The 25,498-nt window shown below is 36.5% G+C and carries 17 protein-coding genes; 14 read left to right on the top strand and 3 right to left on the bottom strand.

Annotated features, from left to right (window positions below; all coding sequences use genetic code 11):
• The first annotated feature begins 34 nt into the window (after window positions 1-34).
• The 3 genes from AC1VAQ_RS00320 (at window position 35) to AC1VAQ_RS00310 (ending at window position 2,607) form a co-directional block, all read left to right on the top strand.
• Window positions 35-1,135 (top strand): alpha/beta fold hydrolase, encoded by a 1,101-nt coding sequence (locus AC1VAQ_RS00320; protein ID WP_479903356.1) that lies wholly within the window; start codon window positions 35-37, stop codon window positions 1,133-1,135.
• A gap of 73 nt (window positions 1,136-1,208) precedes the next feature.
• The gene (locus tag AC1VAQ_RS00315; RefSeq protein ID WP_302596404.1) at window positions 1,209-1,643 is read left to right on the top strand and encodes a DMT family transporter; all 435 of its coding nucleotides are present in this window, start codon (window positions 1,209-1,211) and stop codon (window positions 1,641-1,643) included.
• A gap of 13 nt (window positions 1,644-1,656) precedes the next feature.
• Complete coding sequence (locus AC1VAQ_RS00310) at window positions 1,657-2,607, top strand: L-lactate dehydrogenase (RefSeq protein ID WP_479903355.1); 951 nt, start codon at window positions 1,657-1,659, stop codon at window positions 2,605-2,607.
• A 101-nt stretch (window positions 2,608-2,708) separates the two neighbouring features.
• Here AC1VAQ_RS00310 and nrdG read toward each other — a convergent pair whose 3' ends face one another.
• Window positions 2,709-3,227 carry an anaerobic ribonucleoside-triphosphate reductase activating protein gene (gene nrdG / locus AC1VAQ_RS00305; protein WP_302596409.1) on the bottom strand — a complete coding sequence of 173 codons (519 nt, stop codon included), beginning with the start codon at window positions 3,225-3,227 and terminating at the stop codon, window positions 2,709-2,711.
• On the bottom strand, window positions 3,224-5,341 hold the full coding sequence (nrdD, locus tag AC1VAQ_RS00300) for an anaerobic ribonucleoside-triphosphate reductase (protein WP_302596410.1): 2,118 nt from the start codon (window positions 5,339-5,341) through the stop codon (window positions 3,224-3,226). The genes nrdG and nrdD overlap by 4 nt, the downstream gene beginning before the upstream one ends.
• A 266-nt stretch (window positions 5,342-5,607) precedes the next feature.
• On the opposite strand from nrdD, the gene AC1VAQ_RS00295 reads away from it, so the two are divergent.
• The 8 genes from AC1VAQ_RS00295 (at window position 5,608) to AC1VAQ_RS00260 (ending at window position 18,726) form a co-directional block, all read left to right on the top strand.
• The gene (locus AC1VAQ_RS00295) at window positions 5,608-6,312 is read left to right on the top strand and encodes a 3'-5' exonuclease (RefSeq protein WP_302596411.1); all 705 of its coding nucleotides are present in this window, start codon (window positions 5,608-5,610) and stop codon (window positions 6,310-6,312) included.
• 107 nt (window positions 6,313-6,419) lie between these two features.
• Window positions 6,420-8,108 (top strand): S8 family peptidase, encoded by a 1,689-nt coding sequence (locus tag AC1VAQ_RS00290; protein WP_302596412.1) that lies wholly within the window; start codon window positions 6,420-6,422, stop codon window positions 8,106-8,108.
• 10 nt (window positions 8,109-8,118) lie between these two features.
• The gene (locus AC1VAQ_RS00285) at window positions 8,119-10,476 is read left to right on the top strand and encodes a S8/S53 family peptidase (protein WP_479903354.1); all 2,358 of its coding nucleotides are present in this window, start codon (window positions 8,119-8,121) and stop codon (window positions 10,474-10,476) included.
• A gap of 13 nt (window positions 10,477-10,489) precedes the next feature.
• Entirely contained in the window at window positions 10,490-12,253 is a 1,764-nt protein-coding gene (locus AC1VAQ_RS00280) for a S8 family serine peptidase (RefSeq protein WP_302596415.1), read from the top strand.
• Window positions 12,254-12,267: 14 nt separating this feature from the next.
• On the top strand, window positions 12,268-14,034 hold the full coding sequence (locus AC1VAQ_RS00275; RefSeq protein WP_302596417.1) for a S8 family peptidase: 1,767 nt from the start codon (window positions 12,268-12,270) through the stop codon (window positions 14,032-14,034).
• Between the two features lie 196 nt (window positions 14,035-14,230).
• Window positions 14,231-14,977: an ABC transporter ATP-binding protein gene (locus AC1VAQ_RS00270; protein WP_302596419.1), complete on the top strand. Its 747-nt coding sequence runs from the start codon at window positions 14,231-14,233 to the stop codon at window positions 14,975-14,977.
• Complete coding sequence (locus tag AC1VAQ_RS00265; protein WP_479903353.1) at window positions 14,961-17,366, top strand: COG1361 S-layer family protein; 2,406 nt, start codon at window positions 14,961-14,963, stop codon at window positions 17,364-17,366. The genes AC1VAQ_RS00270 and AC1VAQ_RS00265 overlap by 17 nt, the downstream gene beginning before the upstream one ends.
• On the top strand, window positions 17,356-18,726 hold the full coding sequence (locus tag AC1VAQ_RS00260) for an ABC transporter permease (RefSeq protein ID WP_302596422.1): 1,371 nt from the start codon (window positions 17,356-17,358) through the stop codon (window positions 18,724-18,726). The genes AC1VAQ_RS00265 and AC1VAQ_RS00260 overlap by 11 nt, the downstream gene beginning before the upstream one ends.
• 174 nt (window positions 18,727-18,900) lie before the next feature.
• On the opposite strand, the gene AC1VAQ_RS00255 is transcribed toward AC1VAQ_RS00260, so the two are convergent.
• Window positions 18,901-20,244 (bottom strand): peptidoglycan-binding protein, encoded by a 1,344-nt coding sequence (locus tag AC1VAQ_RS00255; RefSeq protein WP_479903352.1) that lies wholly within the window; start codon window positions 20,242-20,244, stop codon window positions 18,901-18,903.
• A 142-nt stretch (window positions 20,245-20,386) separates the two neighbouring features.
• On the opposite strand from AC1VAQ_RS00255, the gene AC1VAQ_RS00250 reads away from it, so the two are divergent.
• The 3 genes from AC1VAQ_RS00250 (at window position 20,387) to AC1VAQ_RS00240 (ending at window position 25,039) form a co-directional block, all read left to right on the top strand.
• Window positions 20,387-23,209 (top strand): insulinase family protein, encoded by a 2,823-nt coding sequence (locus AC1VAQ_RS00250; protein WP_302599318.1) that lies wholly within the window; start codon window positions 20,387-20,389, stop codon window positions 23,207-23,209.
• 122 nt (window positions 23,210-23,331) lie between these two features.
• Window positions 23,332-24,024 (top strand): iron-sulfur cluster assembly scaffold protein, encoded by a 693-nt coding sequence (locus AC1VAQ_RS00245; protein ID WP_302599320.1) that lies wholly within the window; start codon window positions 23,332-23,334, stop codon window positions 24,022-24,024.
• A gap of 13 nt (window positions 24,025-24,037) precedes the next feature.
• Window positions 24,038-25,039: a GGGtGRT protein gene (locus AC1VAQ_RS00240; RefSeq protein ID WP_302599322.1), complete on the top strand. Its 1,002-nt coding sequence runs from the start codon at window positions 24,038-24,040 to the stop codon at window positions 25,037-25,039.
• Window positions 25,040-25,498 lie beyond the last annotated feature (459 nt).

Here is a 25,498-nt window from a genome sequence, read left to right as displayed (position 1 = left end):
ATTTTATAAAGTAGCTTGAATAAGGGGGATAGAGATGTTAAGGAAGGGGAGAAAAGTAATGGGATTCATATTAAGTATTATTGTAAGTTGTATAGCAATAGGCGCAATCGTTTTAGTAATTTTAAGTCCAGGCAAGATGGTACCATTTACAGATGAGAAAGGGCAAGTTATAGCAAATAGCTTATCTGAAAAGGTGTTTACTGAAATAAATGGTAGACAGATGGGGATGATTATTAAAAGTAAAGATATTTCATTGCCAGTCCTGTTATTTATTCATGGTGGTCCGGGAATGCCGGAATATTTTTTGACACAAGATTATCCTACAAACTTAGAAGACTATTTTACGGTAGTGTGGTGGGATCAACGCGGAGCTGGTTTATCTTTTGACTCGGACATAGATAAGGCAGAAATGAATGTGACACAGTTTGTTGAGGATACCATAGGTGTCACAAATTATTTAAGGGAGCGTTTTAAGCAAGATAAGATTTATTTATTGGCACATTCATGGGGAACATTTATTGGCATTCAAGCGGCATACAGAGCGCCACAGCTCTATGCAGCTTATATGGCAGTAGCACAGATAACGGACCAGGAGGAATCAGAACGTTTAGCTTATGTATATATGAAAGACTATTATGCAAAGCAAGGTAATACTAAGATGGTAGCTAAGTTAAAGAAGTGGGATTATTTATCAGAAGGCTATGGTAAGATGAGAGACAGTGCCATGCATCAAGCAGGAATTGGAACGATGCATGAGATGAAGTCTGTGGTAAAAGATATATTCATGAGGTCATTAGGCTGTAAAGAATATACAGTAGGAGAAAAAATTAATCTATGGCGTGGTAAGATTTTTTCATCTAAAACAGGATTAAGTCAGGAAGCGCATACCACTGATTTAAGAAGGTATATTACAAGGTTGGAGGTGCCTACGTATTTTTTCTCAGGAGGTTATGATTATACGGTGAACTATATGATGGCAAGGGATTATTTGAGAGATTTAGCGGCACCTGTTAAGGGCTTTTATCTCTTTAAACACTCAGCGCATAGCCCTATTTTTGAGGAAGCAGAAGCTTTTGATAAGATTATCGCGACAGATGTTTTGCAGGGAAACAATAGCTTAAGTGTAGGAAAGTAAAGAGATAATAGGTATAAAAATAGGGAAAATATGCAAAATAAGGAGGTGAGATTCGGAGAAAGGATGAAAGATAATGTTTAAAAGTATGATTACTGCACTAATTTCAGGAATATTAATGAGTGTACAGGGGGTTTTTAATACAAGGGTAACCGAAAAGGCTGGGGTATGGTTTACAAATAGTATTGTGAACTTTACAGGTTTTTTATTTTGTCTTGCTATTTTATTCTTTGTAAGAGATTCTGATGTAGCCGGCCTTAAGCATGTGAATAAATTATATTTATTAGGTGGTGTCATAGGTGCATGTATTACTTATACAGTTATTGTAGCTATGGGAAACTTAGGTCCTGCCTATGCAGTAATGTTAATTTTGATTTCACAGATGGTATCTGCTTATTTGATTGAGCTATTTGGACTATTTCACACGGAAAGAACACCTTTTATATGGTCAAAGCTAGTGGGGGTTGGTGTGATGATTATAGGTATTGTTATATTCCAGTGGAAGAAATAAAGAGGTGATACATGTGATTAAAAATAAAGTATGTATTATTGGTGCGGGAATGGTGGGCTCAGCGACAATGATTGCAATTTTAAACACAGGTTTAGTGGCTGAAATTGTAATGATTGATAAAAATGAAAAGAAGGCAGAAGGAGAGGCGATGGATGCTTTTCATACCCCCTCTTTTACATATATGCCTAATGTACGTATTCGTAAAGGAACGTATGCTGATTGTAAGGATGCTCAGATTATTGTAATGACAGCAGGACCTAGTATTAAACCAGGAGAAAAAACGGATAGGAGAGCACTTACTAAAATAAATGCCAAGGTGACAAGAAGTGTCATGGAGAAAATTACGGCTTATACGAAAGAAGCAATCATTATTTTTGTCTCTAATCCAGTCGATATTGTAACTTTTGTGGCACAAAATGAGTTTGATTATCCAAAGCACAAGATTATCGGAACAGGAACCCTCTTAGACACAGCAAGAATGCGCCGTATTATAGGAGAACATTTTCTGGTAGATACTAAAAATGTGCATGGTTATATATTAGGAGAGCATGGAAGTACGGCAATGGCCACTTGGAGCTTGTGTAATATTGGCGGTATTCCATTAAAAGATTGTAATGAAAAGTTTCATAAAGAGCCTCTTAATCAAGAAGACGTATTAAGGGAAGTGGTTCAAGCAGGCATAGAGATTTTAATGAAAAAGGGATATACGAATTATGGTATAGCAGAAACGGTAGCAAGACTTGTTAAGGCGATTACTTTAAATGAACTAAGCGTTTTACCTGTTTCGACAACATTACAAGGGGAATATCATATTCATAATGTTGCCTTAAGTGTGCCTTGTATTATAGGCCAGCATGGTATTGAAAGTATATTAGACATTCCACTTACTTGTGAAGAGCAAAAGGCCTTAGAATCCAGTGCCTCAAGCCTAAGAAGAACGATGGAAGACTTTGAAATCGTGTAAAGCATTATCAATGCATTAAAGCGTATAATGAAAAGGACGTATTTGAAATCAAGATAATCTGTTTCAAATACGTCCTTTATATTTTTGGATTGTTTATTTTGCTATTCCCTTATTTCAAGATCGTCATCATAGTTTAATAAAGTGGGTGGCATATCAGGTGAAATTTTTAAAATACGTTGATTAGAAGAACCACGATATTTTAAATTTGTATCTTTTAAAGCTGCAATAAAGGGCCCATCCACGAGTACATCAATGTATTTAAGAAGTTGCTGATGTAATGTATCTTTACAGAGTTCTTCATATGTATAGCCTGTATAACACCAAATAGATAAATTAAACTTTTCTTTGACGCATTTGACAAAGGGAATAAGTGCTGCCGCTTGCATGAAAGGTTCGCCGCCTGAAAGCGTTAAGCCATCAATAAGTGGTAGGACTTTTTCAATGCGTTTCAGGAGTTGCCAGTAAGGAACTTCTTCCCCATAAGTTATGCTTTGCATCTCTTGATTGTGACATTCTGGGCAATGATGTGGGCAGCCTGATAAGAATAAAACACTTCTAAAGCCTTCGCCATTAACTGTAGAGTGTTCTAGAAAGCCAGCGACTTGTAAAGTATTTGTCATAGGTTGCTATACGTATTTGTATGGCTGCCATTATGAGCGAGGCGATCATGTCTTTCGGCAGCTTTACCAGCACCAAAGCGCTCATCTAAGCTAAGGTAACCTGTTACGCGGCTAATCCCTTGAATATTCATGCTACCACATTTAGGACAAGTAAGGCTTTGTTCATTAATACTTGTGCCACAGTCTTTACAGTAGCGTAAATGGAAATTAATACCTATATAGCTAATATTAGAATAATCATAAGCATAAGTAATAATCTTTTCTACCGTTTGAGGTGTAGGGTATCCATCTACTTCAATATAGCTAATATGTCCACCATTACACATCTTATGGAATGGTGCCTCAATTTGAATTTTATCTGGGATGGAAATATTATAACCGACAGGTACATGGAAGCTATTAGTGTAATAATCCTTGTCTGTAATACCAGGAATGAGGCCATATTTTTGACGATCCTGTACAACAAATTTGCCACTTAAACCTTCTGCAGGTGTGGCATAGCAGCTCCAATTCATATGGGTTTCCAACGTAGTACGGTCTGTGAAATCGCGAATGTGCGCAATGATATCATAACCTAACTGACGGGATTCCTCAGACTCCCCGTGATGTTTTCCAGTAAGTGCCACTAAAGTTTCAGCAAGACCAATAAAGCCAATACACCAAGAACCATTTTTTAAAATAGGATCAATACTATCATTAGGACCTAGACCTTCCGAACCTAGCATTAACCCTTCACCTGCTACAAAAGGTAAATCTTTTACTTTAAGCTTCTGCAAGATAGAGTAGCGGTGGAGGAGTGATTCTTTAGCAGCTTCTAATTTTTCATCTAAGAGTGCCCAAAATGTTTTAATGTCTTTGTGGGCATCAATGCCAATACGTGGTAAGTTAATTGTAGTTGGTGCATTGTTACCACGTCGATTCGGGCCTTCTGGGCCATTAACATTAGAACAGATATACGTACGACAACCCATAGTTGCAGGTAAAATACCACGTTTATAATAAGCAAGATTAAAATCGGCATCGATATTCATAAAAGTAGGATTCATACGTGAAGCAGCTACACGGCAAGCGATTTTAAATAAATAATAATAAGGATCATCAGGTAGGCGGTTCACGCCTTTTTTGAGTCTGAAAATAATATTTGGGAAAATAGGTTGTTCATGCTTTCCTAATCCCTTTTCATATTCTTCTAAGAAAACCTGACAGACAAGAGCAGCATCCTGAGATGTAGGTAAACCGATGTTTAAACTACTAAATGGAACTTGTGAACCGGCTCTTGAATGCATGGTATTGAGGTTATAGACAATGCCTTGCATGGCTTGATGAACACGTTCTAGGAGTTTGTTTTCTACAAATTCTTTAAAACCTTCCTCACCCTTAAGTGTTTTTAACGCACCATAATCTGTAATAATTTCTTGGCGTGTGGCTTCTACATAAGGTGCCATATCGTTATCGAAGTTTACATGAGATTGTCCACCAAACATATCATTTTGAGAAGATTGGAGTAAAATACAACTAAGTTCTGCGGCAGATTCAATACGTTTTGGTTTACGAATGGTACCATAACCAGTATTAAAACCGTGTTCGAACATTTTACCTGTATCTATATGTAAGCAGTTTGTCGTTAGGTTATAGCTATCTAAATCGTGGTAATATAAGTCGCCTTGTTCATGAAGTTTTGCTAGATTTTTAGGCATTTTAGAAAGATTATGCCATTTGTTGGTTTCACTGGCGATACGTAGTAATTTTGAAGAAAAATTATTGCCGACATTGGCATTATCGCGGTCTGTTTCAATACCTATATTATGCACAGTATCCATAAGTTCGGATTTTAAATCGCGAATTCGCGTACGTTCTTTACGATAATTGGAATAAGAGTTTTTAAGCTCCATAAGACCAAGATTTAGTAAAGTTTCTTCAATGGTGTCTTGAATTTGTTCAACAGTCATTTCTTGACTATATTGATCGTGTAGTCGTGAATTGACTTCTTCTGTGAGTTCAGCTGGATTAACCGTAAGATTAAGATTTTTAGCTGAACGGGTAATAGCATTAAAAATTTTTGTAAGATCAAATGGTACCTTTCGTCCATCACGTTTAATCACAGAATAATTCATGATACACCCCCCTTTATATTTATTCATCTTTTGAAAGTATACAATATGTGTATGCTATTAAAATAAAAAGATGCATATATTGTATATGGCGTATAAAGCCCTCTTCCATACTAAGTTGATAAAGGACTTTTTTCAAGCAAGTATTTTAAAACTATTTTGTCAATAGTAAATTGTAAAAAATATAAATAATAAGTTTGCAATATATGAAAGGTGTTGTAAAATAAATATACGGATGTAATAATTTAAAAGTTAGTAGGAGAAGAAAAATGGATGCCTATGTTGTAGTGGATATTGAAACCACAGGTGGCCATCCTATAAACAATGAGATTATAGAGATTGGTGCAGTTTATGTGGAAAACGGAGAAGTAAAAGAAAGTTTTAATCAACTTGTACGTCCCAATGAACAAATTTCAGATTATATTATCGGCATTACTGGTATTACGAATGAAATGGTAGTGGATGCACCACCTATTGAAGTGGTTATGCCACAGTTTATTGAATTTTGTAGGGATGTACCTCTTATAGGTCATAATATTAACCTATTTGATTATCGTATGCTGAAGGCTAAGGCAACTTTACTAAATTTGCCTTTCGAAAAAAAATGTGTGGATACGTTAATTATTTCTAGAAAGATGCTTCAAGAATTGCCAAGTCGTAAGTTAGGGGATTTATGCATATATTATGGTATATCACTTGAAAATGCGCACCGTGCATATGATGATGCGCATGCGACTTATGAACTTTTTAGAAACTTAGAGAGGGATTTTAAATTCAAAGAACCTAAGCTTTTCAAACCCGAAGTATTAAAGTGGGAAGTTCCTAAATATGTGCCTATGACAAAAAGGCAAAAATCTTATTTAGAAGCTTTATGTAATCGTCATCAAATTATATTAGAAGAAGACACCAATAAATTGAGTAAATCAGAAGCAAGCCGCCTTATTGATCGTATTATTTCACAGTATGGCAAATGATAATAATAATATTTGGATGGTGTTTTGCATAAACATAATAGTAGATAACAAATGCTCAAAGTCGTAAGTTAGATTTTGAGCATTTTATTTTGAAAGGGAGAATTAGCATGAGGCAAGATGAGGCACAAACTTATTTGATTAATAACATGCAAATACAAAGAGTTATCTTATTGAATCAGATAAAAGCGCAATATCCTAATTTGATATTTAATGAAATAGGGTCAAATCTTTATACGGTAACAGTGCAGCCACAATTTGAAAGTGAATTTAATGCATTTCGGGCGAAACTGGAATTTGTAAGTCTCCCCATACTATATGGTTTAAATGCAAATCAAGCACTAGAAGCTTCTAATATTACATTATTTCATAGCAGTGCATTTGGTGAATTGCGGGGAAGAGGAATCATTATAGGGTTTGTAGATACAGGGATTCAGTACACAAATGAGTTGTTTAAAAATGCTAATAATACAACGCGAATTGTTGGCATTTGGGATCAAACCATTACAAGTGGGGCACCACCTCAAAAGTATAATTATGGCACGTATTATAATGAAAATCGAATTAATGAAGCATTAGCAGCAGAAGATCCTTATACGGTAGTACCTTCTCGAGATGAAAATGGGCATGGTACGTATTTAGCAGGTGTAGCAGCAGGAAATGATCAAATGACAGAAGGAGGCTATGTAGGCGGGGCACCTGATGCGGATATCCTTGTTGTTAAGCTGCGAGAAGCAACAGTAAGTTTAAAGGAGCATTATCTTGTAGAACCTAATGTGGTGGCATATGCAGAAAATGATGTGATAGCAGGAATTAGCTTTTTAGTGGAAGAATCAGTGAGGCAACAAAAGCCATTAGTAATATGCTTGGGTTTAGGAAGTAATTATGGTGCCCATAATGGAACAAATATTTTAGAACGTTACTTAGAAACTTTGAGCTTAGCACAAAATATCATCATTATTATTGCGGCAGGTAATGAAAGTAATTTAGGACATCATTATGAAGGCACCATTACCACAGGAGAGATACAAGAACTAGAAATTAATGTGGCGGAAAATAGTACAGGATTTCCCATTTATTTATGGACGACACTGCCCGATAAGTTAACAGTATCTGTGAAGAGTCCCTTAGGTCAGGTGGTAGAAAAGGTGCCTATTTTACCCAATCAATCTCAAGTTTATCGCTTTAATCTAGAGCAAACAGAGTTAACAATTACGTATATATATCCTGATCCAGAAACAGGTGGTGAAAAAATTGAGATTCGTTTAAAGGCACCTACTCCTGGGCTGTGGACTATAAACATGATTGGTGAAGACGTAGTAAATGGGATATTTCATATGTGGTTACCAAGAAAGGATTTTATTAGAGAAGCAACAAGGTTTTTAAAGGCAGCACCAGATACTACAATTCAAATACCAGCTACGGCTGAATACACCATTGCAATAGGGGCATACGATTATGTAGATGGAAGTATTTATATTGGTTCGGGGAGAGGCCCTACAACAGCAGCCATTTTAAAACCTGATTTTATTGCACCAGGTGTGAATGTAGAAGGACCCAGTATTAGTGGTGGTATGACAACTTATGTGGGTACGAGTACGGCAGCAGCAGTAACGGCAGGTGCAGCTGCTATCCTAATGCAATGGGCGGTTATAAGAGAAAATTTGCCACAAATGAATACACGAATTGCAAGAGTTATTTTTATGAGGGGCGCTATGCGGCAGCGGGGTGTCACATATCCCAATAATATTGAAGGTTATGGCAAGTTAGATTTAAGAGCGAGTATAGCCAATATATAGGGGGCGTAAAATGAGGGTTATTATAGAGCATAGTAAAGGAGGAAATCCTTTTGAGGTAAAAGATGTAGAAGCACAAGCATTAACCCGATTAAGTGAAATAGAAAGATATATAGAATTAGATTTTAAGATGGAGATAGAAAATAAGGAGCAGTTACCTGCCCTTGATTTATTGAAAAGTCAAAGTATGTTATTAGCCACAGTAGGGGTAAAACAGCTAGCGGATAGGGTGGATGCTTTTTATGATATGAAAGCAGAAAAGTTAGAGGTAAGAACGACAGGTCGTTCACTTAAGGAAACCTATTGGGTAAGCTGCTATCAAACAGAAGCGTGCATAACGGCTTCAGAATATATCAAGTGTATTAAGCAGCTTGTAAAATGGGCTAAGTTGTATAAAAAACCCCTTATCATTTATAGTCAAGTGACACCACAGGAAAAGTACTATCGTTACCGCAGCTTAACAGGAAAGATAGTTAATAAATTGCTTGAAGAAGTACAGGGGGCACTTTTAAAACATAGTAAAAAAGATGAAATTGCTTTGTATTATATGCCTAGCCAAAAGGCTTTTGAGTTTTATATAGAAAAAGGAATTTATTTAAGCTGTAACTATGAAGAGATGATGCGGCGTGTTGTAAATTGCTTAGAAAAAGACCCGACAGGTGATTTAAGACAGGTATATCGTACACCGCTACGTAATGAAAGTCTTTTTGATGATTTGTTTTATGAGATGATACCAGATGAAGAAAAAATCTATGTCCCGTTTAGTGAGGATGGCACAGGTGTAGCTGCATATTTAACAAGCCTTGGGCTTGAAGCGATTAAGGGAACAGGAGCTTATGGTTTGATTTATGACCGAAAAGATAAAATTAATCGTTATGCAAATGAAATTAGGCCCTATGTGGTTCCCAGATATGAGTGTCCTGTTTTAGAAAGAGAAGAAGTTATACGGACATCATCTCAAGGAGTAAGTGAGAGTTATAAAGTTTTACAAGGAAAGTTACCATATCGTGGTAAGGGCGTTTATATAGCACTTATAAGTAATAGCGGTGTAGATTATCGGCTTGCGACGCTTAGGAATGCAGATGGGACGACTCGAATTGCAGGCATATGGTATCAGACAGAGGGGGAACAAGGTACTTTTTATACAAAAGAACAAATTAATACAGCACTTCAAAGTGAAAATCCTGAGCAAATCGTTCCCATTCCTCTAGATAGCAATCAAGATACCATGTTAATAAATATTGCAGCAGGGAAAGATAAAAATTATGAAGGAATCGCAACAGAAGCAGAAATTTTAGTGGCTAAGGTAAATACAGCACCAGAAAACTTGCAGAAAATTTATGGTGGTATGTTTAATGCTAAAAATATACTGATGCCCGAATTAATGATTGCCATATGGAAGTTTCAAAATTTGGCAAAATCCCAAAATAAGGCTGTGATTTTCTATGTGCCTTATTATACGAACATAGATACACATGATGGGGCTAATTTTTATAATATATTAATTACTTTAGTCGGGAGTGAAAGAGGCAATGCCGTTATAGTCCCTACAGGAGGAGAGGGAGACCAAAAGCATCATCAAACTTTATATGATAAAGGTATTGAAGAACCTGTAGTTCAGCTACAATGCAGTGAAGATGGGCAAAATATTATAGGGCTTGTAACTCAGCGGTATTTAAATGATTGGGAAGTAGAAGTCATAAGCCCAAAAGGACAGAAGGTGCAAATTAAGCAGCGAGGGGAGTATGCAGTGGATTCGGCAACAGTTTATAGTCAGGGGGAGAAGCTGAATTACTACAGTAGCAGCAAAGATATTATGTTTCGGATTAGCAATATGAGTAAGGGAAAATGGACGATGCAAATTCAAATTCAAAATCAAACGACTAATCGCGTAGATTTATGGATTTCTGGTAAACAGTCTAATCCATATGTTACGTTATTTTCTCAAAATCCATATGTTACCATAGGGTCCGTGGGTAATATTGGCGCAGTAACTTGTGTGGCAGGATATAACTTAGATGAATTAACGACACTTAGAAACTCTGGTAGAGGATATACTATGGATAATCGTGTCAAACCAACATTAGCAGCAGATGGCATTATTCAAACAATTGATACAAATGGAGAGGCCGTTGTTGTAGAAGGCGTGGAAGTGAGTGCAAGTGTCATTTTAGGTGCAGCAGCTACAATTTTTGAGAAGTGGCGGGCGGAGAGTGGTAGGCCCCTCTTAAATAGTCATTTACTAAATAGTATACTTTTAGAATTTAGTTCGCAGTTTACCAATATTTCATTTCCTAATCCTAATCAAGGTTATGGTGTTTTTGAAGAAGATACACTAAGTAAGATTTTATTAACCCCTTTTAATGCATAAATAGGAGGAGATTATGGATATTAATAAAATTAGTCCACAATTACAGTTGGCATTAAGATATGAAGATCTACTATCAAGAGAGGCTAAAGTATTGTTTCAGATGCCAAATGACCCCAATAGATGGCAAATTATTGTAACTTATGCAGGAGATTTAACACAAGCTATTGAAGAACTAAATATGGATGTTATTAAAGTAGGAAGTAAGTATTTAATGGCGATTATTCCCAAGGAGAACATTGGAACGCTTTCGACATCTGAACAGATTATTGGGCTGAGTTTACCAGTAGAACAAAGCTATATTGATATTGGCTTAGGGAGTGTATGTGCAAGTAATATTGGCTTACCCACAAGTCAATTTAATGTGACAGGAAAAGGTGTACTTGTAGCAATTATTGATACGGGTATTAATTATAGCTATGTAGACTTTTTAAATGAAGACAATACAACACGTATTAGATATATATGGGACCAAACTATTGAAGGAAAGATACCAGTAGGATTTAGGCGAGGTGCTGAATATACTCAGGAACAGATAAATGAGGCCTTACAGGCGGAAAATAGAGAGGCGCAGCTTGAAATTGTACCTTCAGAAGATGACAGTGGACATGGAACAGCTATGGCAAGCATAGCAGCTGGAAATGGCAGAGCATCTAATGGGGCAAATAAAGGCGTTGCACCAGAAAGTGAATTAATTATTGTTAAAATAGGTAATTATGAATTAGGTAGTAGTCGGCCTACAGATATGGATGTTATGGAAGGGATAGATTATGTATTAGGTAAAGCACGGGAACTTAATATGCCTATCAGCATTATATTAGGAATTGGTAATAGTTTAACAGGTCATGATGGTTATACACCACTTGAAGGTTATATAGAAGAAATCTCTTATGTATGGGTGTGTAACGTGACTGTAGGAGCAGGGAATGAAGCCAATAAGGGATGTCATGTAAGTGGTCAATTTAAAGAAGGGGTCACAGAAACAATACAGTTTGTGATGCAAGGAGATAAGCGAAGTTATGGGTGCTGCTTATGGAAAGAATTCATCGATGAAGCTGAAATGGTTATTCAAGCACCCAATGGAGAAAGAACAGACCCGCTAAGCCGTAGAACACCTAATCGGGCTTACTTATTTGATAATACAGCAGTACTGGTTAATTTTTTAGAACCTGTCAGTAATATTACAAGACAAGAAATATTTATATGGTTTCAGGCACAAGGAACAGCGAACATTAATAAAGGACAATGGAACTTTAGTGTTACACCCAAAAGTGTTTTAATAGGTAATTATAATATGTGGGCACAAATTACAGAGAGTGGTAGTCGTTTTTTTAATCCGAGTGTTGAACAAACACTTACAAGTCCTGGAACATCTAGAGGCGGTACAACGGTAGGTGCTTTCAATGCACAAACGACACAAATCGCCCCATTTTCCGGAAGGGGATATACAGCAGATAATAGGATAAAACCAGACCTTGTAGCACCTGGAATTAATATTCCTGTAGCAAATAAAGATAGTACCACTGGCTATGTGAACTTTACAGGAACTAGTGCAGCAGCAGCATTTGTAGGAGGAGCCTATGCCCTTTTACTTCAATATGGACTTTTTGTTTTACAGCAACGCAATTTTTATGGCCAACGCCTAAGAGTATACCTTGTACGTACCGCAACAAGGGCCTCAAGTTATGCACCTTATCCCAATGAAAGCTGGGGGTATGGTGTATTATGCATAGAGGCAGCCCTAAGTTATATGTTAGATCTTGCCAATACGAGTACTTAAGGTGGTGAAATGTTATGGAAAACAAAACAGATGCAACCTTAAGTATATTAAGCATTGTACCAGAACAGGAAATTGCTGCTTCAGAAGAGTATTTAGCTTTACTAGGTTTCGGGCAAACGGGAAGATGGCAAATTGTTGTCAAATATAATGGCGATATTGCAGCCGTTGCAGCGAGAGAAGGTGGTGTCGCTCAAATTATTAATGATCAATTTGCTGTATTAAGTATCCCTCAGCAAAATATTAGAAATCTATTAAACTACACAGAAGTTGAGTATATGGAGACGCCTAAACGGATGGTTTACGATGTCACTAATATGGAAGCAAGTTGCATTACCAGTGTTCAAAATAATGCCCCGTATCAGTTAACAGGGACAGGAGTCTTACTAGGCATTATTGATTCTGGTATTAATTATGCGCATCCGGACTTTAGAAATCCTGATGGAACGACACGCATTGAATATATATGGGATCAAACAATTACAGGTAGTCCACCAGCCGGGTTCTTGACAGGAACAGAATACACTAGGGCCCAAATTAATGAAGCATTAGCCCAACCTACACGCGCCCAGAGATTAGCTATAGTCCCTAGTGAAGATGTTATCGGGCATGGTACACATGTGGCGGGGACGGCAGGAGGTAATGGCAGAGGTGCAAATGGGAACCATAAAGGGGCGGCACCAGATGCAGAATTTATCATTGTTAAGTTAGGTCAGCCGGATTTTGAAGGCTTTGTGAGAAATGTAGAGATTATGCTAGCTGTACGTTATGTTATAGAAAAGGCAACAGAACTTGGTAAACCGGTAGCTATTAATATTAGTATAGGTATGAATGCAGGACCCCATGATGGAAATGCACTTTTAGAACAATATTTAGACGATGCAGCAACGCACTGGAAAAATAACATAGTAGTAGGAAGTGGTAATGAAGGGAATACGGAAAATCATACAGCAGGTGTAGTAACACAAGGGGGAGAAGCACGTTTTCAATTTCAAATCGGTGAAAATGTGACACAATATAATTTGTCTGTTTGGAAAAGTTTTATTGATGAATTTCAATTTCAAGTCATTGATCCTTCAGGTAGACAGACACCAAGATTAATTTATGCAACAGGTCCTGTACAATATGGATTAGGCGGGACGAAGGTTTATACAACATTTGCAGGACCGTCGCCCTTAAATGGAGATGAAGAATTTGCAATCTACTTAACGGCTTCAGACCCTACTAAACCTATTACAAGTGGGAGCTGGACAGTTGTGATATATGGGATAAATGTTATTGATGGAAATTATAATGCATGGGGGCCTACTGTAGAAGTGACAGGAAGAAATAGCTACTTTTTAAGACCTGTAGCAGATACGACGCTTACAACACCTTCAACGGCTAGATTAGTGATTACGGTGGGTGCATATAATCATGTCACCAATCAGATAGCGCCTTTTTCCGGAAGAGGATTTGGAAGGAACGATAGTGTCATTAAACCCGATTTAGTGGCACCAGGCGTAGAAATTACAGGTCCTAGTAATACAAGTACAGGTTATAAAGTTTTAAGTGGCACAAGTATGGCGACCCCTCATGTGACAGGCGGTGTAGCACTTTTAATGCAATGGGGAATTGTAGAGAGAAATAATGTGTATTTATATGGTGAGAATTTAAAAACCTATTTATTAAGAGGCACTAAGAAAGATGTTCCTGGTGTAACGTATCCAAGTCGTGAATGGGGATATGGCAAACTATGTATTGAAAATAGCTTGGATATTTTAAGAAGACAACTCATCTTTTAAAATGAATAAAGGAGCTACTGCGCAACTAGTCAAATAGTTTTGGAGTAGCTCTTTTATTCATTTTTTTAGTTTTTTTTATATATTTTAAACAATGAAATGGATAGTATATCAAATAAAGGTATGTTACACTATAGTATGTGGAATTTTATACTAAAGAAATACTATTTTGTAAAAATGAAGTTTGAATGCAAAAAGTATGAGAAAGGAGGAAAATCAGCTGGAATCAATCATTGAAGTAAAGAATCTAAGAAAAGTTTATCGTATGGGAAAAGAGAAAATTGTCGCTTTAAATCATATTGATTTAGAGATAGAAAAAGGAGAAATCTGCTGCCTATTCGGAAGCTCTGGTTCAGGTAAATCAACTCTTTTAAATATGTTGGCAGGTTTAGAAAAACCTACTAAGGGGACTATTAAGATTAAAAATGTACATGTTGAAAGATTAGATGAATCACAGCTTGCAATTTTTAGACAGAAGTATATAGGATTTGTCTTTCAATCTTATAATCTTATTCCTACTTTGACAGCTTTAGAAAATGTGGCATTGCCGCTTATTTTTCAAGGGGTACCTAAGAAAGAAAGAGAGCAGCGTGCTACAAAAATGTTAGAGGCTGTAGGATTAGGCGGTAGACTAAAACATAAGCCAAAGGAAATGAGTGGTGGGCAACAGCAAAGGGTAAGTATTGCCCGTGCTTTTGTCAATAATCCTAGAATTTTATTTGCAGATGAACCAACCGGGAATTTAGACACTCATACGACAATTGAGGTTATGGAAATGATTACGAAAATTGCAAGAGAGCATCATCAGACGATGATAATCGTTTCTCATGATGCAGAAATTGCAGATTATGCAGATAAAATTATTACAGTACAGGATGGTAACATCTTAAAGATTGAAAAAAATACACCGAATGGAAAGGAAATAATTTATGAAACACAATCATAATTGGCTCACATGGCTGTTAAGTCTTATTGTGGTAGCTACATACATATTGCCGGGAAATTTTAATTTAGTTTATGGTGCAGAAGCAACTATTCAGGTTAAGAGTATAGGACAAAGCCAGAATTCGCTTCAATTAGGAGATAGCTTTAGTTTACAAGTGAAAGTAGTTGTAAATAATCCAGATGAAAATCAGTCACTTTATATTTTAAAGCCTACTGTAAGTGGGGGTGGAGTAGATGCATCTAAGTTATCATATAGTGTATCAGATTCAGAAGCAATAATTAGTAATGGGGTACCAAGAACTGTTACAATTAGTGGCTTGATTTATAAAGGCGATGATAAGGAGATTAGTGTAAATATTCCTGTAGGAACTAAGAAGAATCCAAATGATATTTCAGATGAAGGAATATATGTTACAAGTGGGTCACTTGACTATACACTATCAGCTAAAACAAGTGAAGATTATAAAGATGCCTTTTCTATTGATAATACAGAAAACCTTATTGTAGGTCTTGGAAAGACACAAAAGGTAACTGTAAAAGTAACAAATAGAACAAGTAGTATAATTAATCAGGCAAAGGCAACACTTTCATTAAATAGTAGTGTTAAAGGATTAACAATCAAGGAGAGTGAAGCAACTTTAAGCAATGTAAAATCTAAGGAAACACGTAATTTGACATTTACAGTAAATGTAGATGAAGAAACTAAAGGTGGCGTTTATCCAGCAAGTGTATCTATTTTAGGGACAAGCTATGATGTGAAGATTCAAGTAGATACAAATGTAGTCCCATCAGCTTTAGAGGTAAGTACAAAAGGTGATACGATTTTTACACCAGGTGTAGCCAATAAGCTTACACTTACAGTTAAAAATGTAGGGGATCGTGATGCAAAAAATGTGCGTGTTGAGGTTGTTAACTCAGAAAATATTTCTATCGTAGGTGGCGGAAATGTTAAGCATGTGGGAACTGTAGCAAGTAAAGGGTCTCAGCAAGTAGAACTTTCACTTAAAGTACCTACGAGTGTGAAATCAAGTACAGTACCCGTGCAGTTAAAACTGACTTATTTAAGTTCTACAGGTGAAGAAAAAGAAGATAGCCAATATGTTTATTTAAATACAACAGCTTCAGCAGCTTCTTCTGAAGTTGTGATTAGCAATGTAATTTCGCCTACAGCTACATATGGGGTGGATCAGAACTTCAATGTGAAGTTTAATCTTTCTTCAAAAAGTGGCGCAGAAAAACTTAAGATTACAGTAACAGGAGATGAAGGCATCGTACCTAAGTCTCAAAATCTTTTCTTCCTTAACAAGTTAGAAAAGGGTGCAACAAAGCAGTATACAGTAAGTTTTGCAGCGACTGCAGCAGCAGTAAGCAGTTCTCATCCTATTAAGATTGAAGTCGAATATGGGGAGGGTGAGACACCTATTGTTATTAATCAATATGGCAGTGTAAATATCACAAATCCTAAAAAAGATAAAGAAGATAACAAGGATGATGAGGATGAAGAAAACAAAAAAGGCAAACCAAAAGTTATCATTGGTGAATATGCTGTAAATCCAGTAGTTGTTAAAGCTGGCGAAAACTTTGAACTTGAAATTGGCTTTTTAAACACACATAAACTTGAATCTGTACATAACTTAAAAGCTAACTTAAAAATTGTTGAACAAGGTGAAAATAATACAGGAACAGTATTTGCACCTGTTAAGGCAAGTAATACATTTTATATTGCAGACTTAAACCCAGGTGAAATGCAAACTAAGAAAATTACAATGTACACCATTCCAAGTGCACAACCTAAGACTTATGAAGTCAGCTTAGAGATGGCTTATGAGGATAATGAAGGGAATGAAGTGACAGCTACAGAAAGCATTGGTATCCCTGTAGAACAGGCGACAAAGATTGAAATTGGTGATATTAATGTAGATATTGGACAAGTAGGGATGGAAACTTATTTATCTGCTACACTTTACAATACAGGTAAAACGAATGTAACAAATGTTATTGTCCATATTGAAGGCGAAGGCTTTAGTGTACAAGATAACAAAGTGTTTATTGGTGGTTTTGAAAGTCAGGCACAAGAAAGTTATGAACCTGTACTTATTCCAGAGCAAGAAGGGATTTTAACTGGAAGGCTTATTATTGATTATGAAGATACAACAGGTGAAGCAAAACAAGTAGTTGAAGAGTTTAGTTTCCAGGTAGATCCTGCCATGGATATGATGGAAGAGATGCCTATGGATGATATGATGATGGAAGAAGAAGCACCACAAAAAGCAAAATGGCCATATATTGCAGGTATTGGTGCAGTTATAGTTGTAATCATTGTTATTGTAATAATTATGCTCAAAAAACGTAAAAAGAAAAAAGAAGAGATGATGCTGGATGAAGATTAGAGACTTAATTAGTATGAGTATTCGCTCTTTATGGCGGCGGAAACTACGTACAGCTCTGACCGTATTAGGTGTTGTCATTGGTACAGTATCTATTGTGCTTATGTTATCTTTAGGAATTGCCATGGATCAAAATATGGAGGAGCAATTTGCGCAGTGGGGAGATTTGACTTTAGTTAATATCTATAGCTATAGCTGGGGGGGCGATGAAGCGCCTAAGCTTACAGATGAAGTTGTGAGAAAAATTGAAGAAATCCCTAATGTAGAACACGTGATTCCACAGCTTACGACAGATGCCTATATTACCCTTGGCAAACAAAGAAGTATTTTTTCAATGCAAGTTATGGTACTAGACAAGGAAGATATGGAAGCCTTAGATTATGAATTGGCTGAGGGCCGATTTGTAGATGAGGAAGAGAAAAAGTCTGTGGTGATAGGCGGTCAAGTACTTGCTTATATGAATAAGATTGGTAAACAGTTTAACTGGGATAACATGGTGTGGGGGGAAGAACTCCCTACACTCCCTATTGAAATAGGCAGTGATAAAATTGTCTTAGAAGCTGCAGACTATGATGATAAAGGAAAGCCTTTTTTAGATGGCACAGAAGGGAAAATTAAAGAACCTAAAGGTATTGAAGTGAAAGTTGTAGGGCAACTTGCAAATAACAACAATGGCATGGAGCAGACAATTTTTGTAACACGCAATATTTATGAAGAAATTAAACTGGCTAAAGCGGCTTATCGCAAAAAGTTAGGTTGGGGAGACGAGAGTTCTGATAATAAGAAGGATAAAGATAAGCTGCCAACCTATGAACAGGTAGCGGTTAAAATCAATCACCGTGATAATGTATTAGAAGTCGTTGAACAGATTAAGGCATTAGGCTATAGTGATGTAGATAGTAGTATGGAATACATCGAACGTGTAAAAGAGCAATCTAATAGCAAGCGTATGGCACTTGGTGGTATAGGTATTGTATCCTTTTTAGTTGCAGCAATTGGTATTGCCAATACAATGATGATGAGTATTTATGAACGTACAAAGGAAATAGGTGTTATGAAAGTAATTGGTGCGAAGCTCACGGACATTAAGCATATGTTTTTAATAGAAGCTTTAATGATTGGGGCTATAGGTGGCATTGTGGGATCGCTGATATCTTTCTTACTTTCAAAGCTGATGAATATGGCTGGTGGGCCTATTGCAGAAATGCTTGGTATGTATGATGCAAGTGTTGTTTCAATTGTGCCACTTTGGCTTATGGCAGCAGCTACTTTATTTGCTACTTTAGTAGGGCTTGTATCAGGATATTTCCCTGCTAAAAAGGCCACTAAACTATCTGCATTATCAGCAATAAAAACAGAATAAATCATTTAATAAGTCAAAAATTTAATAAGTCAAAAAAGGAAGGTACTACATAACAAAAGTAGACCTTCCTTTTTTTAAATCAATCAGATTTTTTTCGACCTGATTTTCTTGTCATAAAAAGATGTGCTTTATTATTCTTAAAGTAAAAGATAATTAAATTAATCATTTTGGTAATCACCCCAACTCTGCTAGTTTAGATACTGCAACATATATTCTTGAAATTTCATACCATGTACTTTTACCGACGATACCATCTGGTGTTAAATGGAAGATTTGTTGGAAGGTCCTTACGGCATCAGCAGTGGCATCATCAAAATTACCAGTGACAGCTACTTTAGGAATAAGTGGATAATTTTGTGAAATACGATTGAGTTGTTGTTGGAGCTGTCTTACAGCTGGGCCGCTAGAGCCAATTTGAAGTGGCGTACCAGGATAGGATTCAGGATTACCTTCTACAGCTGGAGCTGTACTTAAGTCAATATTACCATAGAAGTTACGAAGGATTTGCTCAGCACTAAATCCTGCATCGCCCAAATCTTTACTGCCCCACTGTGTCATCCAATTTGGACACTGCGATTTAACGCCATCGCAATACTGTGTGAGAAGTGGTTGGAGAACACCAGGACGTTTGACATATATATCAAATACTTCATTAACAATAGGGACGATTGTATCAAATAGGTTACGACCATAGAAGAAAGCATGATCATAAGCCGTGGAATTAGTAATGGTATAGGACTTACCTTGATTACGGTACCACTCAGTGAAAACACGATTTAAGGTAAAGGAGACAATGGCAATAACATTAGCTTTAATTGTTTCAGTTGGCCAGGTTGGATAAATTTCGGAGCTGGCAACATTAGCAATATAATCTAAGAAAGGAACGGTGTAATTGGGGGCTGTATTATCATTAGGACTACCTGAGTGAACAATGATAAATTCAGGAACAATTACACTAGATAACGTGATAAAGCCGGAGCCGGGAATAATTGGTTTTACTTCGGCCTCGGGAATTTTATCAGGATAATTACCATATAAGGTAGCTGGACCTATAACAATGTCCTCAGAAAGTTGTCGTATAAATTTCTCACGTGGATGACGTCCTGTACCTCTTTGGAATCGTGTAGTAGGTTGTAAGTAAATAGGTTGAACAGATAAAGTATCAGCAAATACTTGGGAGCCACGGACAATGGTGTCAATGTAATTTGTAGAAGTTGTTTCAATCCGATAAGTGGCATAAGGAATTTGCGTATTGGTAGGATCTAAGCTGTAATCTATAGGGGGTACAGGAAGTTCAATGGAAGGGGTTTGACCTACTTCATCTGTTACAAAGTTGGCAAGTACCTGTTCTTCACCAGTAGGTGCTGTTTGTTTAATGGTAATTTGTACATTTGAGATAGGTGTGAGGGTACCTTGTTCTGGATCTGTAGAAAGTTGTACGATAAGTTGACCTAAATTTTGCCTAGCGTTATTGGGGGGGTAAAAGGAGTTTGGATTACTCTTTGAAGAAGATGACATTTAAATTCCCTCCTAGAATCAATAAGTATTTATGCTAACTATAATATATGAAAAAAGACTTTTTCCTAGAACAAAAGGAAAAGGTAAGTTTGTGTATGAGAACGCTATGAGCTGCACATTCTAACTAAAAGGAGTGAAGGGCATGTTAAAAAGATGTTTTTTTATAATGCTGGCAGCAGTTTTGGTGACGACCAATTGCTATGGGCAAGCTGAAAACTTAAAAAATGTAGAAAATACTAAGATAACAAGTCAGTTTAAAGAATATGCTAAAGAAAGACATGGGAAAGATGTACTGCACAAATATGTGCATCAAAATAGTGGCTTAGAAGTAATTTGGATTGAAAATGACGATACGAATAAGAGTTTTACATTAGGTGTGCGTACGCCGACTGTAGATTCTACCGGTGTCAATCATATTATTGAACACACCCTATTTACAGGCTCAAAGAAGTATCCATCATCCAGTTTGTTTTTTGATGCAAGTAGCAGTTATCCTAATATTTATATGAATGCTTTAACAAGTGGGGATATGACAATCTTTCCTTTTGCAACACCTTATATGACTTGTTATAAGGCATTACTTGATATTTACCTAGATAGTATTTTTAATCCTGATTTTTTAAATCAGCCTTACGGATTTTATGAAGAGTCTTTTAATTATGCACCAGAAGAAGAACGTAGTGGTGGTGTTGTATATAATGAGATGAAAGGTGCTTATGGGAATGAAGATCGCAAGATATATCGCACAGTAAGGCAAACGGTATATCGCGATACGTTATATAGTCATGATAGCGGTGGCGATCCTAATGAAATACCGAAGCTGACATATCAGCAATTTATAGATACCTACAATCGTTATTATTATCCAGGTAACATGCGTGTGGTATTATATGGGCAGCTACCAATAGAAGAAGTACTTGAAATAATTGAAACATATTTACACAGTTCAAAAGAGCCAAGAGAAAATATAAGTCTTGAAGTAAAAACGTTACAAGTGCCTAAAATGGTAAAAAGTGCAGTATTAAATCCAGGAAGTAAGTGTGCTATTGCTAAAAGTTTTGTGATGCCACATGCGCTAAGTGTAGAAGAAGAGGTACAAATGGATTTATGGATTAATGCCTATTTAGGAAGCCGTTTAAGTCCTATGCAACAAACACTTCAAAAGTTAGGCTGTCAAGAAATAAAAATACTGAAGGATGATGACCTACCTTATATGATGTATACGTTAGTGGTGAAAAATATTCCACGGGAAAAGCTAAATTTATATAATGCAATATTAGATGAGGTACTACTTAAGATTTCTGAAAGCCGTGAAGAGGCTATGGAGGAAGATGTACTCTTAGAAGCTAAATGGGGACAAATGCAAAATGAAGAAGACGAAGAACGTAGTATTTTTATTCCACAGACGATACTAGATGGTTGGGCACATGGTAAAGATGAAAGTCAATATTATAAGCGTAAAGAATATGTAGACCAAATTAAAGCGATTAAAAAAGAAGCGTGTAGGGCATTATGGCAAGAAGCAAGTATGTGTACATTCTTTTTAACACCTGGTCAAATGCAGATAGAAGATCCCCTTACTTTGACACAGCTTACAAAAGAAGAATGGAGACAAGTTAAAAAGCAAATGACCCAGTGGCAAGGTCAAAAATGTAATTTAGAAGGTGTTCCACTAGAGGAACTTGTATTGGATGAAAACCTTAGTCTTAAAGAAACAGCCAAAGGGGAATATACACTTTTAACAACTAAGGCTCAAACAGAATTTGCACGTAGTCAGCTTTATTATGAAACAGGGAATGTAAAACAAGAAGATTTGCCTTATCTCTTTTTGTACAGCTATTTATTAGAGGAAAGCGGAAGGGAACAAACACCTTTTAAGGGGATATTAAAAACGAATTGTATTGCCTTGCCAAATGAAGAAGCAGGTTATAAACCTTATTTTAAAATAACAATGGTTACACCTAAAGAAGAAAAAGAGCATGGTGAAATATTAGAAGAAGCTAGAGCAAATTTATTAAGTCAAGATGCGAGCTGGTATGAATATAAGCTTAAGAAGTTTATTAATGGAAGCCAAGCTGCTAGCCAAAATAATGTGCTGGGTACATTAGGTAACTTAGGTCTAGGTGGTGCTGAAGCACAAAAACGTTATCTATATGAACAGGGCTATCCTTTTTATGAATTTTGCAAGGCTTGCTTAAAAGAACAAGGTACTGCTTGGATTGAAAAAGTAAAACAAATGGATCAAAGTGTATACCAGACGAATGGACTTGTTGTTGCAATCACCTCACCTTATAAATCAAGTAATGGTTATTTGCACAGCTTAAAAAAGATTATCAAAGAGGGACAAAAGAATGAATCATTAAATCGTACAGAGTATAAATTTGAACAAATGCCTAAGACAAGCTTTCTACAACTAGATACGGCTGTAGATTATATTTATATACAAAATACATTGAAAAAGCCAGTAGAAGGAAGCGATTTTGTGGCAGCGGCCTATATGGCAAAAAATTATTTTAATCCTAAGATAAGAATTGGTTTAGGTGCTTATGGTGCAGGTTGTAACTGTCAATATCCAACAACCTTTAATATCTATACCTATAGAGACCCAGATTTTAAACATTCTTTACAGGTTATTGCAGAAAGTGGGGAATTTTTAGATAAAACACCTATTAATGAAGCTGCATTAAAGGCAAGTCAAACAGAAGCATTAACAAGAGTACACCAGCAATTTAGACTTTTAGATAAAGGATTAGAACAAGTAGATGTACTAGAAGTACAATTTTTATTGGGGAATAAAAAAAATGTTGTAAAAAATTTACAAGCTCAAATTTTAGACACAACAGGACAGAAAATGCAACAAAAAGCTTGTATTTTTAAGGATTTACTAAGGGAAGGTACCTTGAGCATTGCCACCAAAAAACTACCTCAAAATGTGACGGGACATAAAATTTACCAATTTAAATAACAATTTAAAAAGGATAAATATTGACATATTCCTTATCCGCCGATACAATATGTATGTATTGTTAAATTTTTGATTTAAAGATTTATCTTTAAATATACACAAGTGGAAAGGAGTCATGACAAATGATGTATTCACATGAAGTAGAACAAATGTGCCCAATCGCTAAAGGACCAAACCATGGTCCAGCGCCAATCCCACAAGAAGGTAAATGGGTACAATCAAAAGAGATTAAAGATATTAGCGGCCTCACACATGGTGTAGGTTGGTGTGCACCTCAACAAGGCGCATGTAAATTAACACTTAACGTTAAAGATGGTATCATCGAAGAAGCGTTAGTAGAAACAATCGGATGTTCAGGTATGACTCACTCTGCAGCTATGGCAGCAGAAATCTTAGCTGGTAAAACAATCCTTGAAGCGCTTAACACAGACTTAGTTTGTGATGCTATTAATACAGCTATGCGTGAATTATTCTTACAAATCGTATACGGAAGAACTCAAACTGCTTTCTCAGAAGGTGGACTTCCAATCGGTGCTGGTCTTGAAGACCTTGGAAAAGGACTTCGTAGCCAAGTTGGTACAATGTACTCAACAGTAGCTAAAGGACCAAGATACCTTGAAATGGCTGAAGGTTATGTAACAAACATTGCCTTAGATGCAGATGATCAAATCATTGGATACAAATTCATTCACTTTGGTAAAATGATGGATATGATCAAAAAAGGTATGGATGCAAGTGAAGCATTAGAAAAAGCAACAGGTCAATACGGCAGATTTGATGACGCTGTACGTACAGTTGACCCAAGACATGAGTAGGAGGTGCCGAGAAATGCCATTATTTGAGTCTTATGATAGAAGAATTAACCAAATCAATGCAGTATGTGAAAAATACGGCATTAAAAATATTGAAGAAGCAAGAGAAATGTGTCAAGCAAAAGGTTTTGACCCATATGAAATCGTAAAAGGAATTCAACCAATCGCTTTCGAAAATGCTGGTTGGGCTTACACATTAGGTGCAGCTATCGCACTTAAAAAAGATGCTCACTTAGCAGCAGATGCAGCTGAAGCTATCGGTGAAGGTCTTCAAGCATTCTGTATCCCAGGTTCAGTAGCTGATGACCGTAAAGTAGGTTTAGGTCACGGTAACTTAGGAGCTATGCTTCTTAGAGAAGAAACTAAATGTTTTGCTTTCTTAGCAGGTCACGAAAGTTTCGCAGCAGCTGAAGGTGCTATCGGTATTGCACGTTCTGCAAACAGAGTACGTAAAGAAGATTTAAGAGTTATCTTAAATGGTCTTGGAAAAGATGCTGCTCAAATTATCTCTCGTATTAACGGATTTACATATGTTCAAACACAATTTGACTATGCAACAGGTAAAGTAGCAATCGTTAAAGAGTTCAAATATTCTGACGGTGAACGTTCAAAAGTTCGTTGCTATGGTGCTGATGATGTTCGTGAAGGTGTTGCAATCATGCACATGGAAGGTGTTGACGTATCTATCACAGGTAACTCAACAAACCCAACTCGTTTCCAACATCCAGTAGCTGGTACATACAAAAAAGAATGTATTGAACAAGGTAAAAAATACTTCTCAGTAGCTTCTGGTGGTGGTACAGGTCGTACACTTCACCCAGATAACATGGCTGCTGGTCCAGCTTCATACGGTATGACAGATACTATGGGAAGAATGCACTCAGATGCACAATTCGCTGGTTCATCATCAGTTCCTGCTCACGTAGAAATGATGGGTCTTATCGGTATGGGTAACAACCCAATGGTAGGTGCTACTGTAGCAGTTGCCGTTGCAATCCAAGAAGCAATGAACAAATAATCATTTATTACATAAATAAATGTAAAAAAATAAGCCACGTCACTAAGCATTTTGCTTATGATGTGGCTTATTTTTTTATAAAGTTTTATAAAATAGGTAGGGATTTTTTTAAAACTTAACATATAGATAAGTGTAAGGCAAATCACAGAACTTGAAGGGCAAAGCTGACAAGCTTATTTTTTAAGCTGGCGGGACGAGTAGCTAACATGGTGGGATGAGCACTGTCAAACTTATGGCGGCAAGGATGCTTATAAAGCTTAGTTTAGTTAAGTGGGTGAAAAGGTCTTACACACATATCAATTCATTGTATTATTAAAGTTAGATGGCCTTTTTTAGTTATGGGTACCAAGGTAGATGTTTAAGTAGCAGTTTAAACAGAAACTTTTCATGTAGTAATTAAAAAAAGGTTGGCCTCCCCCTTATCTGAACTTTATAAAATATATATTTCTAAGTGGACTT

It is taken from the genome of Cellulosilyticum sp. (assembly GCF_982396655.1).
This window is presented reverse-complemented; position numbering and strand designations above follow the sequence as displayed.

What these genes read in the sequence shown, in the direction of transcription:
- AC1VAQ_RS00320 (WP_479903356.1), top strand. Translation starts at nt 35, where the DNA reads ATGTTAAGGAAGGGGAGAAAAGTAATGGGATTCATATTAAGTATTATT.
- AC1VAQ_RS00315 (WP_302596404.1), top strand. Translation starts at nt 1,209, where the DNA reads ATGTTTAAAAGTATGATTACTGCACTAATTTCAGGAATATTAATGAGT.
- nrdG (WP_302596409.1), bottom strand. Translation starts at nt 3,227, where the DNA reads ATGACAAATACTTTACAAGTCGCTGGCTTTCTAGAACACTCTACAGTT.
- nrdD (WP_302596410.1), bottom strand. Translation starts at nt 5,341, where the DNA reads ATGAATTATTCTGTGATTAAACGTGATGGACGAAAGGTACCATTTGAT.
- AC1VAQ_RS00295 (WP_302596411.1), top strand. Translation starts at nt 5,608, where the DNA reads ATGGATGCCTATGTTGTAGTGGATATTGAAACCACAGGTGGCCATCCT.
- AC1VAQ_RS00290 (WP_302596412.1), top strand. Translation starts at nt 6,420, where the DNA reads ATGAGGCAAGATGAGGCACAAACTTATTTGATTAATAACATGCAAATA.
- AC1VAQ_RS00285 (WP_479903354.1), top strand. Translation starts at nt 8,119, where the DNA reads ATGAGGGTTATTATAGAGCATAGTAAAGGAGGAAATCCTTTTGAGGTA.
- AC1VAQ_RS00280 (WP_302596415.1), top strand. Translation starts at nt 10,490, where the DNA reads ATGGATATTAATAAAATTAGTCCACAATTACAGTTGGCATTAAGATAT.
- AC1VAQ_RS00275 (WP_302596417.1), top strand. Translation starts at nt 12,268, where the DNA reads ATGGAAAACAAAACAGATGCAACCTTAAGTATATTAAGCATTGTACCA.
- AC1VAQ_RS00270 (WP_302596419.1), top strand. Translation starts at nt 14,231, where the DNA reads ATGAGAAAGGAGGAAAATCAGCTGGAATCAATCATTGAAGTAAAGAAT.
- AC1VAQ_RS00265 (WP_479903353.1), top strand. Translation starts at nt 14,961, where the DNA reads ATGAAACACAATCATAATTGGCTCACATGGCTGTTAAGTCTTATTGTG.
- AC1VAQ_RS00260 (WP_302596422.1), top strand. Translation starts at nt 17,356, where the DNA reads ATGAAGATTAGAGACTTAATTAGTATGAGTATTCGCTCTTTATGGCGG.
- AC1VAQ_RS00255 (WP_479903352.1), bottom strand. Translation starts at nt 20,244, where the DNA reads ATGTCATCTTCTTCAAAGAGTAATCCAAACTCCTTTTACCCCCCCAAT.
- AC1VAQ_RS00250 (WP_302599318.1), top strand. Translation starts at nt 20,387, where the DNA reads ATGTTAAAAAGATGTTTTTTTATAATGCTGGCAGCAGTTTTGGTGACG.
- AC1VAQ_RS00245 (WP_302599320.1), top strand. Translation starts at nt 23,332, where the DNA reads ATGATGTATTCACATGAAGTAGAACAAATGTGCCCAATCGCTAAAGGA.
- AC1VAQ_RS00240 (WP_302599322.1), top strand. Translation starts at nt 24,038, where the DNA reads ATGCCATTATTTGAGTCTTATGATAGAAGAATTAACCAAATCAATGCA.